Source organism: Colwellia sp. 12G3 (assembly GCF_002836775.1).
In the GTDB taxonomy this organism is placed as follows: domain Bacteria; phylum Pseudomonadota; class Gammaproteobacteria; order Enterobacterales; family Alteromonadaceae; genus Colwellia.
Genome location: NZ_PJAQ01000066.1, coordinates 622,511 through 637,686, shown reverse-complemented (window position 1 = coordinate 637,686; position 15,176 = coordinate 622,511). Strand labels below are relative to the sequence as shown.

Annotated in this window: 12 protein-coding genes; 6 read left to right on the top strand and 6 right to left on the bottom strand. The window is 36.7% G+C overall.

Translation table 11 applies throughout. The features are described from left to right. Positions 1–24 precede the first annotated feature (24 nt). The 3 genes from phoR to CXF71_RS17095 all read right to left on the bottom strand — a co-directional run bounded on the left by phoR (position 25) and on the right by CXF71_RS17095 (position 3,310). Entirely contained in the window at positions 25–1,329 is a 1,305-nt protein-coding gene (gene phoR / locus CXF71_RS17105) for a phosphate regulon sensor histidine kinase PhoR (RefSeq protein ID WP_101234131.1), read from the bottom strand. Between the two features lie 32 nt (positions 1,330–1,361). Continuing rightward, complete coding sequence (gene phoB, locus CXF71_RS17100; protein ID WP_101234130.1) at positions 1,362–2,069, bottom strand: phosphate regulon transcriptional regulator PhoB; 708 nt, start codon at positions 2,067–2,069, stop codon at positions 1,362–1,364. A 233-nt stretch (positions 2,070–2,302) separates the two neighbouring features. Further along, a complete protein-coding gene (locus tag CXF71_RS17095; protein WP_101234129.1) occupies positions 2,303–3,310 on the bottom strand; it encodes a porin in 1,008 nt (335 codons plus the stop codon). A gap of 274 nt (positions 3,311–3,584) precedes the next feature. On the opposite strand from CXF71_RS17095, the gene CXF71_RS17090 reads away from it, so the two are divergent. Together CXF71_RS17090 and rdgC are read left to right on the top strand one after the other, a co-directional pair. Beyond that, a complete protein-coding gene (locus CXF71_RS17090; RefSeq protein ID WP_101234128.1) occupies positions 3,585–5,327 on the top strand; it encodes a sensor histidine kinase in 1,743 nt (580 codons plus the stop codon). Positions 5,328–5,401: 74 nt separating this feature from the next. Next, positions 5,402–6,325 carry a recombination-associated protein RdgC gene (gene rdgC / locus CXF71_RS17085; RefSeq protein WP_101234127.1) on the top strand — a complete coding sequence of 308 codons (924 nt, stop codon included), beginning with the start codon at positions 5,402–5,404 and terminating at the stop codon, positions 6,323–6,325. 86 nt (positions 6,326–6,411) lie between these two features. Here the strand turns inward: rdgC and CXF71_RS17080 are convergent, their stop codons facing one another. Beyond that, a complete protein-coding gene (locus CXF71_RS17080) occupies positions 6,412–7,254 on the bottom strand; it encodes an HDOD domain-containing protein (RefSeq protein ID WP_101234126.1) in 843 nt (280 codons plus the stop codon). Between the two features lie 265 nt (positions 7,255–7,519). On the opposite strand from CXF71_RS17080, the gene trhP reads away from it, so the two are divergent. After that, positions 7,520–8,911 (top strand): prephenate-dependent tRNA uridine(34) hydroxylase TrhP, encoded by a 1,392-nt coding sequence (gene trhP, locus CXF71_RS17075; protein ID WP_101234125.1) that lies wholly within the window; start codon positions 7,520–7,522, stop codon positions 8,909–8,911. A 32-nt stretch (positions 8,912–8,943) separates the two neighbouring features. Next, complete coding sequence (locus CXF71_RS17070; RefSeq protein WP_101234124.1) at positions 8,944–9,195, top strand: YfhL family 4Fe-4S dicluster ferredoxin; 252 nt, start codon at positions 8,944–8,946, stop codon at positions 9,193–9,195. Positions 9,196–9,725: 530 nt separating this feature from the next. On the opposite strand, the gene cysB is transcribed toward CXF71_RS17070, so the two are convergent. Then, the gene (gene cysB / locus CXF71_RS17065; RefSeq protein WP_101234123.1) at positions 9,726–10,700 is read right to left on the bottom strand and encodes an HTH-type transcriptional regulator CysB; all 975 of its coding nucleotides are present in this window, start codon (positions 10,698–10,700) and stop codon (positions 9,726–9,728) included. Positions 10,701–10,982: 282 nt separating this feature from the next. Between cysB and CXF71_RS17060 the strand changes: the two genes are divergently transcribed. Then, complete coding sequence (locus CXF71_RS17060; RefSeq protein ID WP_101234122.1) at positions 10,983–11,753, top strand: hypothetical protein; 771 nt, start codon at positions 10,983–10,985, stop codon at positions 11,751–11,753. A 59-nt stretch (positions 11,754–11,812) separates the two neighbouring features. Next, positions 11,813–12,181, top strand: a complete 369-nt coding sequence (locus CXF71_RS17055; RefSeq protein WP_101234121.1) for a ribosome recycling factor family protein — start codon at positions 11,813–11,815, stop codon at positions 12,179–12,181. 97 nt (positions 12,182–12,278) lie between these two features. Here CXF71_RS17055 and topA read toward each other — a convergent pair whose 3' ends face one another. Next, entirely contained in the window at positions 12,279–14,984 is a 2,706-nt protein-coding gene (topA, locus tag CXF71_RS17050) for a type I DNA topoisomerase (protein WP_101234120.1), read from the bottom strand. Between the last annotated feature and the right edge of the window lie 192 nt (positions 14,985–15,176).

Genomic DNA, 15,176 nt, shown 5'->3' with positions numbered 1-15,176 from the left:
GACGAAAAATAAGGTTGGTTATTTCTAATGTGCGGTATCTGATAGGGAGCTCGGGTCAAAATAGATTGAGAATTCACTTCCCTGCCCCCAGTGGCTATTAATAACCAATTCAGCTTGGTGGTGATGTAATACATGCTTTACTATTGCTAACCCTAGACCTGATCCTCCGGTATCTCTAGAGCGAGACCTATCTATACGATAAAAACGCTCAGTTAAGCGGTTAACATGCTCAGGTTTAATGCCATCACCGTTATCCTTGACTGAAAAAACAGCTTTATTGTCCATCAACTGCCAACTCACGACAATACAGCCCTTAGGTGGAGTATAAGCAATTGCATTTGATAAAAGGTTAGCACAAGCACTCTTTAATTCAGTTTCAGAGCCCAATACATATACATCTGTGGAAATATCAAGGCTAATTTCGTGCTGTTTTTCTTGGTTAAGCCAAGTAACTTCATCAACTAATGTACGAATCAATTGTGCCATATTGACGCATTGCTTCTCGTCATCACTATTATTCTCAACTTTAGCTAAATTAAGTAATTGTTCAACTAAACGATCCATACGAGAGACTTGACCTTCAATCGTTTTAAATGCTTTTTGCCAATGAGGATCAAATACTTCCTGTGAAGCTTGAATCATTTCAACATATCCACGTACTACGGTTAAAGGTGTTTTTAATTCATGTGAGACATTCGCTACAAAATCACGGCGCATGTCTTCTAAACGCTGAAGGTTAGATATATCTCTTGCCAAAAGTAAGACATGATCGCTTCCATACGCCATAAGACGAATTTCAAGTTGCACATCGGAGTGAATCGGAGACAATAACAAGCAAGGAGACTCAAAGTTCTCGAGTGCTAAATAATCTGTAAATTCGGGCGCTCTAATTAAATTATCTATACGCAAACCAAAATCATCTGGCCAACGAACACCGAGAAGTCGCTGTGCTTTTTTATTACCCCACTCAATGGTAAGTTCCTCAGATAACATCAATGCCGCATCTGGAAGTGCTTCAGCCCCATCTCGAAAACGCCGGATCCTTTCATTTAATTGCTTTTGCTTATTTCGCTGTAGCTTAACTTGTCGATACAAACCGTCATATAAATATCCCCACAGCCCCTTTGCTTGAGGAGGTGATAGCGCCTTCGATTGCCAAATCCAATTAATCAGTTTAAATAAATAGTGATAATGCCAAACCAATAAAAATATACTGGTAGCAAGCATGGTTACCAAAACATAATCGAATAACCAGCCAACAAAAGCACTAGCAACTAATAAGCCCAGTAAACGATAAATAATATTTATAAAAGATAAACGAAAATGCATACTTGTCTAATTAAATTCCAACAGAGAAATAGTTACAGTGAACTTACTTTTTTTAATTTACTTGAAAAGCGATATCCAGCGCCTCGGACGGTTTGCACAAAGTCGTCGTGTCCTTCGCCAGAAATGGCTTTACGCAAACGTCTGATGTGAACATCAACAGTTCGGTCTTCAACATAAATATTTGTGCCCCAAACATTATCAAGTAACTGTTCTCGTGAATAGACTCTCTCTGTATGTGTCATGAAAAAATGCAATAAACGAAACTCTGTTGGACCTAAATCTAAGCTATTACCATTTATCGCAACACGATGAGCAACAGGGTCAAGTTTTAATCCATGAAAATCGACCTCTTCTTCAAGGGATGTTGGAGAAACACGGCGGATAACCGCCTTAATACGAGCAATAAGTTCTTTAGGCGAAAAAGGTTTCGTAACATAGTCATCGACTCCTGCTTCAAAACCTTTTACTTTATCATCTTCATCACTTCGGGCTGTCAGCATAATAATTGGGATATTACGAGTGTACTCACTTTGCTTCAGTTTTTTTGCTAACGCAACGCCTGTCCCGCCAGGTAACATCCAATCGAGTAATATTAAATCAGGATAAGGTTCATGTATTTTAGCTAATGCTTGATCAATATCACTAGCTTCAATCGCATTAAAACCATTTTGATCTAATACAAAACTTATCATCTCCCTGATAGGAGTCTCATCCTCAACGACTAAAATTTTTCTACTCATGAATACATCCTAATAATATGAATAACTGATGGAATCTACTGTTTATAAAGTAAATATTAACAAAAAATTACACTTGATAAGTTATTGTGCAGAAGTTTAGTGACAGTTTTATGACAAAAGTGAAATTATCAAGCAAGCTTATCGCTTTAGCAAGTATACGCATATAAAAAAACCGCTAATCCAGAGGAGATTAACGGCTTGTTTGAATTAAATATTAAATATAGAGGTAACGATTAGAATTTTTGTTCCATGCCGATAGCAAAGTAAGTACCTTCTGTTGCTTTTTTGATTGTCTGTTCATTAAAGCTCAAACCTTCGCGGTCGGTATACCAAGCAAAAACTTTTGTGGACTTACCTAATTTATAATCCGCACCAATACTTATCGCATCAGCACCTGCAAATTCTTGATACTGGACTTTAGCTAATACCTTACCCATTTTATATGAAACATTGGCGGCATAACCATTTTCACTACTACCAACATAATCAATATATGCATTATCAAAAACGCCACTAACTTCACTTTCCGTTAAAATACCGCCAATACGTACATTACCTATTTTGTACATACCAACTAAACGTGTTGTTTGGTAAATGGCATTTTTTCCTTGCATATTCTCATCGTGAGCAAGTGACACAAAAAAGTTAGTTTTCTTTAAGCTAGTATCACCAAATTGTACACCCACAGAAAATGGGTCACTCAAATTTTTATCTTCAGAAAGGATATAACTCGCCAAAAACTTCACATGATTAAAGCTCGGTGATTTATAGGTTAATGCATCAGTAACACGGTTTTCACCAATAAAGAGGTTTTTCAAATCGCCTTCATAATCATTAAACAAATCAAACTTACCTTGTGATACCTTTAACGTAGTATCTGATCGACCAACAGTAACTTCACCAAAACTGCCTTTAACGCCAACCCATTGGTTACGAGCAGTCAACGATCCCTTTGAATCATCATCAACATTAACTTGCCATTCAAGCTTGTAAATAGCCGTTAATCCATAATCAGTATCAAGTTTGTATGCACCTTTAACACCAACACGAGAAGCATTACTTTTCAATTCATTAAATGAGCCATCCCCTTCATCTGATGCCTGCAATGAAATATTTAATTTACCGTAAAAATCAGCAACTTCTGTATTTTGTGTTTTGATAGGGGCTTGTTCCGCGGCAACTATTGACGCTGAAAATAAAGAACAGACCGTCATTGCAATACAGCTTTTAACCAATTTCATAAGTATTCCTAAATAAGTAAATTTTAAATTATGTGTAATATTGTTAATAAGGGTACTTTACTAGATATTTATTACAACTTTGTGACAGTCGTAAGATTATATTCATAAAAAACACCTACGAATGTCATAATATCTATTTATTTAAAATGATGTTTAATTGGGTTAATATAATAATTCTTATGATTTTAGACTATATAATTATTTTCGCGCATTTTATAAATGATTTACTAGAATTAACAATAAGTTCCTACAAATTACCTAAAAGATAACTGATATGAAAATAACCAGCATATCGCGTAAGCTGCTAACAAGAGTACTTTCTGTTTATTTTATTTTAACTGTCAGTGTTACTGGCGTTCAAATTATTGCTGAATATTTTAATACTAAAAGCCATATCAATAGTGAACTTCTCACCTTACAAAAAACCATTAGTGGTAGCTTAACACGTGCTGTTTGGGAGCTAAACACTCAACAAGCTGTTGATATTTCTGAAGGTTTAATAGCTATCCCTATGATACAGGGGATAACCGTAACAGATGAAGCGAATAATGTTATCACTCAGCTTGGTGAAGTACTTACGCTACCTTCACTCGATTCTCAAAAAACCTATAATGAGCATCAAAGTATCAGTTCGCTAAGCGATGGATTATTCGGTCACTCTTTTCCGCTAATATTTGAGTTTTCAGGGCGAACTACCACCGTTGGAACTGTCACTTTACTCTCAAGCAATGATGTTATTTTTAGCCGTATTGAGGTAGGAATTTATTTCCTGATAGGCAATGCCATTGTAAAAACAGCATTTTTGGTATTCTTATTCTCATTGGCTTTTGCAAAACTATTAACCGAGCCCCTACAAGACCTAACTGCTCAAATGAAGCGACTTGATCTACATGATCCCGAAGCGTCCAAATTTCATAGTATGAACGATGAAAGAAATGAGCTTGATATCCTTGAAGATGCTTATAACAACCTCATTGATGAACTTGTTGAATTTAAAGACAAACTTGCTTTATCACAACGAGAAACCAATTCAGCAAATGACAAACTAGATGAGCAGAATTTATTGCTTGAGCAGGAAGTTGCAAGGAAAACGTCCACTTTAAGTAGAACGTTATTGAAAATGGAAGTTCAGCAAAAAGAAATGCTAAAACAGCAACATCAGCTAGAAGACGAGAATAACCGTCGCCGTAAAACTGAAAGTACATTAATTACTACCAATAAAGATTTGAAAAGCTCAATAATCGAGCTAAGTAAAGCACAAGATAGACTACTAGAGGCTGAAAAAATGTCTTCTTTAGGGCAACTCAGTGCTGAAGTTTCCCATGAAATAAATACTCCTATAGGTATTAGCATTACTTCAATAAGCTATTTATCTGATATTACCGCTAAACTACAGCAAGACATCAGTGCTCAGAAACTATCAAAGCGCACCATTGACAATTTTATAGGTAATGCTCAACAAAGTATCGAATTACTATCAAGTAACTTACAAAGAGCTGCTGAGTTAATTACCAGCTTTAAACAGGTTGCTGTTGATCAAACCAATGATAAAGTGAGATTAATCAATATTGCTAAATATCTTGATGAGATAATCCAGTCTATTCATCCAAAATTAAAAAAAACCAATCACTGTGTCAAAATTAGTTGCGATTCACATATTGAAATTTATACACATCCTGGCGCTATCGCCCAAATCATCATTAATTTAATTATTAACTCTATTATCCATGGATTTCATAATATTAACCGAGGAATGATTAATATAGATGTGAGTATAGAGCAACAAAGGTTAGTGATATGTTATAAAGATAATGGTGTCGGCATTAATAAAGAGCAACTTGATAAATTGTTTGACCCTTTTTATACCACTCAGGTAGATAAGGGGGGCACGGGTTTAGGAACTCACATAATTAAAAATTTAGTTATTGATACGCTTAATGGTTCAATTGACGCCTACTCTGAATCAGGAGAAGGCTTAAGCTATCGCATGATGTTACCCGACATGAGGTATAGCTAAAAGCTGCTGTCTTAACATCAGAATTCAGGTATGATAATCGCCAAAATACTCCCTTATCAGCCTAGGATTTACTTATGTGGTTTAAAAACCTTTACTTTTTTGCCTTTACTCGTCCATTTGAATGGTCAGAGGAAGACTTAGAAAAACATTTATCTGAGCACTTATTTACTCCACTAGGCTCTACAGAAGTTGCTCACTTTGGTTGGATCAATGCATTAGGGAAGCATGGCGATACTAGCGTTCATAGTGCAAACGGCAACTTTTTAATTTGTGCACGCAAAGAAGAAAAAATGCTTCCTGCTTCCGTAATTAAAGATATGGTTGAAGAAAAAATCAACTTGCTTGAACTAGAGCAAGGTCGTGGTGCTACGAAAAAAGAAAAAGAACAGTTTAAAGAAGACATAACGTTTGAATTACTACCTCGTGCTTTTTCTCGTATAACAGATACCCATGCATATATAAGTCCTGTTAATAATATTATCGTTATCAATTCAAGCTCACGTGGTAAAGCAGAAGATTTATTAGCGTTATTGCGTAAAGTACTTGGTACCTTACCTGTTACCAGTTTCGAACCTGACGTTTGTGCTGATGAAACGATGACTGACTGGCTGAAAGAGAAAAGCTTAGGGGGTAAGTTTACTTTAGGTATGGAAGCCGAATTTAATGCTTTAGGTGATGATGGCGCGGTTGTAAGGGTAAAAAATCAAGACCTAATAGGTGAAGAGATTCAAGCGCATTTAGATGCCGATAAGTACGTTGTAAAAATAGCGCTAGAATGGGATGAATCGTTATCATTCATTTTATGTGATGATTTAGCAATAAAAAGAGTGAAGTTTTTTGATGTTATTCACGAACAAAATGATGATATTGATAGTGATGACGTAGTTGCTAAACTTGACGCAGATTTCGCGCTAATGTCGGGAGAGTTAAATCGTTTTATTATCGAACTATTGGCTGAGTTTTCGATGAAGACGACTGACCTTTTAGAAAAAGATTAAACTCTATATTTTAGCATTAAATAAAAATGGCAACTCGACGTTGCCATTTTTATTACACGTTTATTTTATGATAACTTTAATTATTATTAAATAAACATAGCTTTTACGCAGTCACACATCTCTTTAAACTCTTCACTATCCATGTAATCAGTTGTAGGTAAAATGCCTTTCTTCGTATAATTATTTAATAATGCCTCCTTGGTAGATTCATTTTTAAAGACATTATGATAAATGGCACCAGCTCTTATAAAGTCTAAATAATGAACTTCCTTAGGTAAAATAGTTAAATCACTCCAACTTTCAGCTAGTAATGTAAAGTCCTCAGAAAACCCCCAGCTACGAGTAATTGCACCACCCACTCGTCCAGAGAGTTTAATAATAGCCTGCTGTAGAAAAGTAGGATTAGCAAAAACATCAGGATGATTTTCTGCTTCAGTTAAAATAGGTAAAACACCTATATTATGTACTAATGCCGCTAAGGTAATGGTATCTAGCGATAGTGAAGTCCGTTTATTCTCTTTTAAATATAAATTCATCAAGCTAATAGCCACCGATGCAATATCAATAGTTTTTACCCAAGCCTTATTCATATACATAGTGACGACATCATTGTGTGAAACGAATACTTGCTCAATAGCCATTGCGGTTGCAATACTCTTAATCTGTCTTAAGCCAATACGAGTTACAGCTTGTGGGACAGTTTCAACTTTAATACTGCGCCCCAAAATAGCATTATTGGCAACTTTGAGTATACCTAAAGACAAGGCTGGATCTTGAGCAATGATATCACTCATTTGGTTTAAATTAATATCAGGATCATCCGCAGCACTCCGAACTTTTAAAGCCACCTCAGGTAATGTTGGAAGTACAAGTGTGTCTTGCTTTATCTTTTCAGTCAATATTGTATACAGGGCATTTTCAGTTGCCATAAATTCACCTTTATTTTTATTATGCTTACTATTAAAAGTAGCACATTTTTATAAAAGAAAGGCTTTTTATCAATATTTTTCAACCTAATAGCTAGGATGTATATTGGTTACCTGTAACCCCTTACATACTCCTGTCCATATAAGCGAAAGTAAATATTGATCTGAATCATATTTAACTTAATTTGAACTGATACAACAGTGGGTATTGAGTATAATTTGCCGCTAATTTTTTTCCTTTTCATTCCACCATAACTCTGGATATCTCATGATAAAACCTGAACTTCTTTCTCCTGCTGGTAGTTTAAAAAACATGCGGTATGCTTTTGCATACGGCGCCGATGCTGTTTATGCTGGCCAGCCACGCTATTCATTACGCGTCAGAAACAACGAATTTAGCTTAGAAAATATTCAAATAGGTATCAATGAAGCACATCAATTAGGAAAGAAATTCTATCTAGTTAACAATATAGCTCCGCATAACGGTAAATTAAAAACTTTTCTTAAAGATATAGCGCCTGTTATTGCCATGAAGCCAGATGCATTAATCATGTCTGATCCTGGCCTAATTATGCTGGCTAGAGAAAACTTTCCTGATATGCCTATTCACTTGTCAGTACAAGCAAACGCTGTCAATTGGGCGACAGTAAAGTTTTGGCAACAACAGGGAATAGAAAGGGTAATATTATCAAGAGAATTATCCCTTGATGAAATTGAAGATATAAGATTTCATTGCCCTGAAATGGAATTAGAAGTATTTGTTCATGGCGCTCTTTGCATGGCTTACTCTGGTCGCTGTTTACTTTCAGGCTATATTAATAAAAGAGATCCAAATCAAGGAACCTGCACGAACTCCTGTCGTTGGAAGTATGATACTCATGAAGCCAAAGAGACAGAAACAGGTGATATTGTTGCTGTTAAACCTGAGTCCGTTGAAATATATATGCCAGAGCAAGATATTGTCATCCCCTCTCAAAAACCTATCGATGATGTCATTTTACTGCAAGAGCAAGGCCGCCCAGGTGAATATATGCCAGCATTTGAAGATGAACATGGCACTTACATCATGAACTCAAAAGATTTACGCGCTGTAGAGCACGTTGAGCGCTTGGTTAAAATGGGTGTGCACTCACTTAAAATTGAAGGTCGAACAAAATCATTTTATTACTGTGCAAGAACAGCACAAGTTTATGGTCAAGCCATCAATGATGCCATGGCAGATAGAACATTCAATCAAAGTCTAAATACTGACTTAGAACATCTAGCACACCGTGGTTATACCGAAGGATTTTTACAACGTCATCGCCACAGTGATACGCAAAACTATGATTATGGCTATTCAAAAAGTGATACTCAACAATTTGTTGGAGAAGTGCTAGGACGAAATAAAGTCACAGGTCTCATAGAGATAGATGTTAAAAATAAGTTCCTTACGGGTGACCAACTTGAGTTAATGACACCCGCTGGCAATCAAACATTTACCCTAATAAATATGATTAACAGTAAGAACGGTGAAAGTATTAGCGATGCTAAAGGCTCTGGACACCAAGTATCCATTGAACTTGATACTGAATTAGATCTATCTTTTGGGATTATCATGCGCTACCTCGATGAAGGCGGTACAACTCGCCACCCCTTTATACAAAACCAAAAAGATTAAGCTATTGGTGCTGATGGAAGGTCACAAATGATATGGCATTAAAAATATTAGACTCATGCATCAATTGCGATATGTGCGATCCTGAATGCCCCAATGGCGCCATTACCCTTGGCGCTGAGATTTATGAAATTGATGTAGATAAATGTACTGAATGTGTTGGCCACTATGAAAAACCCACCTGTGTGAGTGTCTGCCCTATTGATTGCGTGAAGCCAGATATAGACAATGTTGAAGATGAAGAAGCATTACTAGCTAAATTTACAAGGTTATACCACTTGGATTAATTTATACCAATTTGATTAAATTTCTTCCCAACTCAGAGCTCTGCTCGATGTTCAATAACAAGGCAAATTTGTTTCGGTTTAGTCATTCTAAATCAAATAAACTTAACGATGTTAGTGAACATCGAGAAAGCTCCCAGAGTTCGAGTTTAAAAGGTTTACATGCTGCGTTATTGATTTTGATAAGGGAATAACCATTCTCTTCAATCAATGCCTTGCCTCTAAGCCTTTTAATTCTCGCTGAGCGGGAAAGAACTTAATCAACTTGGTATTAGTGATCAAAATTCAATGAGGATAAATCTTCAGATTCAAGGTGTGTGATTGAGCAATAGCGGGCTATTGGGATTGAACGCAACGCAGAAGCTGTAGATTTAGATTTAGATTTAGATTTGGACCATTTGAAGATAGGCAATTAATTAGTACAATTGGTATTGTAGGGTTAAGAATGAAAGAATTACAAAAAAGCCCTAAATAGAATATCTACTTGGGGCTTGGTGTTCTAATGAGTAGTTTGTAATAACGACCCAAATTATTTATCTTGTCGGTAGTTCGATATCCTTCAAAAACTCATCAACCTCATGGTTATTCTTTAATAACATAGCACGAGTAACAATATCTTTGGTTAAATGAGGTGCAAAACGCTCAATAAAATCATACATGTAGGCACGCAAGAAACTACCACGTCTAAAACCAATTTTAGTTGTACTGGCATTAAATAAGTGACTAGCATCAATCACTACAAGATCACTATCAATACACGGATCAATTGCCATTGAGGCAATGACCCCAACACCAACACCTAAACGAACATAAGTTTTAATTACGTCAGCATCGGTGGCTGTGAAAGCAATTTTAGGTTTTGCTCCAGCGGCATCAAACGCAGCATCGAGCTCAGAACGACCTGTAAAACCAAAAACGTAAGTAACAAGTGAATACTTTGCAATATCATTTATCGTTATATTTTGCTTTTTAGCCAAAGGGTGATCCGGACGAACAATAATACTTCGATTCCAGTGATAACAAGGGAGCATTACCAAGTCGTTATACAAGTGTAATGATTCAGTGGCAATGGCGAAGTCTGCATCACCTTTAGCGGCCGCATCACTTATCTGTGCCGGCGTTCCTTGAGACATATGTAATGAAACTTTACTATAGCGCTTAATAAAGCCCTGAATAACATTAGGTAATGCATAACGAGCTTGGGTATGAGTAGTAGCAATACGTAATTTACCTTCATCTGGCTGAGTATGCTCTCGAGCAACGGCTTTAATGCCTTCAACTTTTGACAGTATTTGTGTCGCAATGTCTATAACATCTTGGCCAGCTTCTGTGACGTGTGTTAAATGTTTACCACTACGTCCAAAAATTTGAATGCCTAACTCATCTTCAAGCATTCTCACCTGTTTAGAAATACCTGGTTGCGAAGTAAATAAGCTATCTGCCGTGGCAGAAACGTTTAGGTTGTTGTTTAATACTTCAACGATATAGCGCAGTTGCTGTAATTTCATATAAATACTCAAGTTGCATTAATAAATGCGAAATTTGTAACGTTCTTATGCCAAAAGAATATACTTAATCAAACATTTATTCCATAATAATTTTTTACTTTTTGTAAATATAATCCCCCACTTGCTCCAAAACTCTATAAAGATTTTTTTTTAATAACTTATGCAATATTTACAAACCCGCTTTTTTTACACCTTTTTATGGTTAATGTGTAACTAGCGCTATGCTAAACAAAGCATTTTTTGTAGACTGCTTAATAGTTTATTTATTCAAGAGAATCTTAAATGATTGCTATTATTGTTGGGCTAATTATTGCCTTAATCGTTATTGTTGTTGTGGTGACTTCCATTCAACAACATAAAGAAAAATTAGAAGCAGAAAAACGGATTAAAGTATCGAAACAAAAAGCGATTATTGATGAAAGTGAAGAACTGATCCTTAATTTAGCTAACTTACCCAGCAACCCTAATATTATCAAAATATTAAACCGACGCAGTTTAAATGCAGCCAAGAGTATGCAAGAACTTATGCCGGTAGTAAAAGGCATAAAAAAAAGAGTTCAAGAATTAACATCTCGATTAAAAGCCTCTGAAGAGCTTGCAGATACGCAAAATGTCACAGATGATAATTTTACCTTGCCAGATAACGAGCAACAACTTGTTGCCATTTTACAATGTATTAAGAAATTGCGTGCCGTGCTTAAGTCAGAGCAAACTAAAGGAGCTTTAGACGCGCAAACATACACGGCTGAAGACCAACGATTAGCTGTCATGCAATTAAAAATCAATATTGAAAGCTTAGTTAAGCGCGGTACCATAGCTTTTAATAAAGAAATGCTTGGCTCCGCCAGACAATATTTTGAAAAAGCTTTGCAAAGTTTAGCGAGCACCCCGGTAAAGAATGATTATGTTACAACGAGGCAAGCTGATATCGTACAACAACTAGAAGATATCACTGACGCTTTAAAACATACCAATGCCAAAGATGCTGCTAAAAAAGCAAAAAGCGAAGAGAATGAATTAGATTTATTATTCCAACCGAAGAAAAAATGGTAATTTCTTAGCTAAGTAGTTTATCAGCTGCTTAGCTAAAACCATTCAAGACGATTAATACAGTGGAAATAATTAATACTATTAACTTGCCTTCCTTTTTACGCCGAACAATAAAATCATACGTTTTAAAGACTTATATAAGACAGCAAGGTTGTGACTTAAATCGTATAGGACGCTCTAGAAATTGGCAATTGAAAACAAACTTAACGCAATTACAAGCTATAGTAACGTTTATAGAACTGGAACACGAAGTAAGCTGGCTCTGGCTAGCAAAGCGTCTTAGAAAAGAATACCTACACTTAAATCATGCAAACTTGGTAACACTTGCAAGTCGTCTGAAAACTCTGACTATCGCTAACTTGATAGCTCACACTGACTGTACCTTAGCACAAGCAAGAAAAGTGATAGATGAGTTAGAGGGGATGGATTAGCTCTCTATTAAAGAAGTCTTCACGTTATCTATGTAATGATTAATTTGAACAAAAAAAAAGGTACCCTTGGGTACCTTTTTTTGAGCGCAGAGTTTGTTTACTCAGCAGAATCTTTACTCGTTTTCTTTGCTGCAGACTTTTTAGCTGCAGGTTTTTTTACTACTTTCTTTTTTGGTTTAGGTACTTCTTCTACCCACTTCCCATCAACGTATTTAGCAGTCCAACCTGTTGCTTTAGGCTTGCCTTCTTCAGTAGGAATCTCAGTCATTACATACTGTTCTTTGGTTTTACGGCTGTAACGTACTACCGATAAATTCCCTTCATTATCTTCTGCAGGTGCATCCGCTAAATAATAGAATTTCTCAGAAATACGGTCTCTGAACCTTTGTAACTCGGCTACTTTTGGCGCTCGAGTTTCTCTTGAACGTGGAAAAGTATGCGCAGCTAAAAAGATACCTGCCGCACCATCACGAAGTACAAAGTGAGCATCAGATTTTTCACACTCAAGCTCAGGCAATTGTACTGGGTCTTCTTTTGGTGGCGCGGCTTCACCACTCGCTAATAACTTACGAGTATTATTACATTCTTCATTAGTACAATCGAAATACTTACCAAAACGGCCAGATTTCAACTCCATTGGAGATTCACAACGGTCACAATCTAAGATGGGTCCATCATAACCTTTAATTTTAAATTCGCCCTTTTCAACTTCAATGCCATCACATACTGGGTTGTTACCACAAACATGTAATTTTCGTGTTTCGTCAATGAGGTAACTATCCATCGCGGTGCCACATTTATCACAACGGCGCATTGCCATAAGCGCTTCAGTTTCAGCATCTTCTGCTAAAACACTTTCAGCTTCTTCACCAGCCGTTAAGTTCATCGTTTTTGTACAACGTTCTTTTGGTGGTAGAGCGTAACCAGAACAACCTAAGAACACACCCGTTTGAGCCGTTCGAATGCCCATTTTACGATTACAGGTAGGACAATCAATATCAGTTAATACCGGTTCATTAGTTTGCATACCACCATCTTCTGATGGTTGGTCAGCTTTAGATAATTGTTTGGTAAAGTTTTTATAAAATTCATCTAAAACACCTTTCCAATCAGCAGTACCACCTGCTATTTCATCAAGCTCTTGTTCCATATTCGAGGTAAATTCGTAGCTCATTAATTTTTCAAAGCTACCAGATAAACTGTTAGTAACAATTTCACCCATTTTTTCAGCGTAAAAACGTTTTTTGTCTAATCGAACATAACCGCGATCTTGAATCGTTGAAATAATTGACGCATACGTTGAAGGTCTACCGATAGAACGTTTTTCTAACTCTTTTACCAATGATGCTTCGCCGAAACGTGCTGGCGGCTTAGTAAAGTGCTGAGTTGGCTCGATATTATCTAACGTTAATGTTTCGCCAACTTTTAAATCGGGTAAGTGTGTATCATCACCTTTACTCAACTGTGGATGAACAATTGTCCAACCATCAAACTGCATCACTCGGCCTTTAGCTTTTAAATCAAAGCTAGCAGCACTAATAGTGAGAGTGCTAACTGTATAACGCGCAGCAGTCATTTGACAGGCAACAAACTGACGCCAAATCAGCTCATATAGCCTCTTAGCATCGGGTTCAATACCCTCAAGAAATGCAGCTTCAAGTTTAACGTTTGATGGGCGTATTGCTTCGTGAGCCTCTTGAGCACCGGCTTTAGAGCCATAAACTTTTACTTTTTCAGGTAAGTAGTTTTCACCAAAGCTATCAGTAATGTAATTACGACACATTTCTACCGCATCTTTACTTAGATTGGTTGAATCGGTACGCATATAAGTTATATGACCCGCTTCATATAAACGTTGAGCTAAGCCCATGGTACGTTTAACGCCATAACCTAATTTAGTACTTGCAGCTTGCTGTAGTGTAGAGGTGATGAACGGTGCAGACGGTGTACTTTTTGACGGTTTATCTTCACGTTTACTAACCGCATAATCAGCCGGTTTTAATATTGCTAAAGCGGCATTGGTCTCTTTTTCAGTCGTCGGCTTAAAAGCTTTTCCATTTTCATGGGTAACATCAAGAGCTAGTACTTCACCTGTGGTTGCGTGGGTATCAACAGCAATTTCCCAGAATTCTTTTGGATCAAACGCTTTTATTTCACGTTCTTTTTCAACCACTAATTTTACTGCAACAGACTGAACACGTCCTGCAGATAAACCACGAGCCACCTTCTTCCACAATAGTGGGCTAACCATAAAGCCAACCACACGGTCGAGAAAACGTCTTGCTTGCTGGGCATTAACACCTGGCATACTCAACTCACCCGGCGTAGAAAATGCCTGTTGAATTGAACTTTCAGTTATTTCATTAAAAACTACACGGCGGAACTTTTCATCTTCCCCACCAATAATTTCTTTTAAATGCCAGGCAATCGCTTCTCCCTCGCGATCCAAATCGGTTGCGAGATAAACAATGTCGGCTTTGTCTGCTAATTTTTTAAGCTCTGCAACAACTTTTTCTTTACCTGGCAGTATTTGATAATTGGCCGCCCAGTTATTCTCTGGGTCAATGCCCATGCGATTGATTAACGCCTGTTTATCTCGCTTAGCTTTGTATTTGGCTTTTGCTTCTGGTGCCATCTTACGCACCTCAGCCGGAGACTTGGCAGCAACTTTCTTGCCTGTGCTGCTGTGTGGAAGATCACGTACATGACCTACACTCGACTTTACAATAAAGTCATTACCTAGATATTTATTAATTGTTTTCGCTTTGGCTGGCGACTCGACAATAACTAGTGATTTTGCCATAAAAATTTATAATCCTTCGATAAAGACAAATTATTTTTTGTCTTTTTATTCAAACGCCAATTTAATCAAAAAAGTGCGAGCGTACTTGTTATGACCTTGCTAGCGATAAAAAAAACATTTTATTTAAAATTATTTTTTGCATAACTATTTATAGGTATATCTATAAATATGCAACCTGACAAGTAATTATTT

Excerpts from the sequence above, each read along its gene's own strand:
- phoR (WP_101234131.1), bottom strand. The coding sequence starts at position 1,329 with ATGCATTTTCGTTTATCTTTTATAAATATTATTTATCGTTTACTGGGC.
- phoB (WP_101234130.1), bottom strand. The coding sequence starts at position 2,069 with ATGAGTAGAAAAATTTTAGTCGTTGAGGATGAGACTCCTATCAGGGAG.
- CXF71_RS17095 (WP_101234129.1), bottom strand. The coding sequence starts at position 3,310 with ATGAAATTGGTTAAAAGCTGTATTGCAATGACGGTCTGTTCTTTATTT.
- CXF71_RS17090 (WP_101234128.1), top strand. The coding sequence starts at position 3,585 with ATGAAAATAACCAGCATATCGCGTAAGCTGCTAACAAGAGTACTTTCT.
- rdgC (WP_101234127.1), top strand. The coding sequence starts at position 5,402 with ATGTGGTTTAAAAACCTTTACTTTTTTGCCTTTACTCGTCCATTTGAA.
- CXF71_RS17080 (WP_101234126.1), bottom strand. The coding sequence starts at position 7,254 with ATGGCAACTGAAAATGCCCTGTATACAATATTGACTGAAAAGATAAAG.
- trhP (WP_101234125.1), top strand. The coding sequence starts at position 7,520 with ATGATAAAACCTGAACTTCTTTCTCCTGCTGGTAGTTTAAAAAACATG.
- CXF71_RS17070 (WP_101234124.1), top strand. The coding sequence starts at position 8,944 with ATGGCATTAAAAATATTAGACTCATGCATCAATTGCGATATGTGCGAT.
- cysB (WP_101234123.1), bottom strand. The coding sequence starts at position 10,700 with ATGAAATTACAGCAACTGCGCTATATCGTTGAAGTATTAAACAACAAC.
- CXF71_RS17060 (WP_101234122.1), top strand. The coding sequence starts at position 10,983 with ATGATTGCTATTATTGTTGGGCTAATTATTGCCTTAATCGTTATTGTT.
- topA (WP_101234120.1), bottom strand. The coding sequence starts at position 14,984 with ATGGCAAAATCACTAGTTATTGTCGAGTCGCCAGCCAAAGCGAAAACA.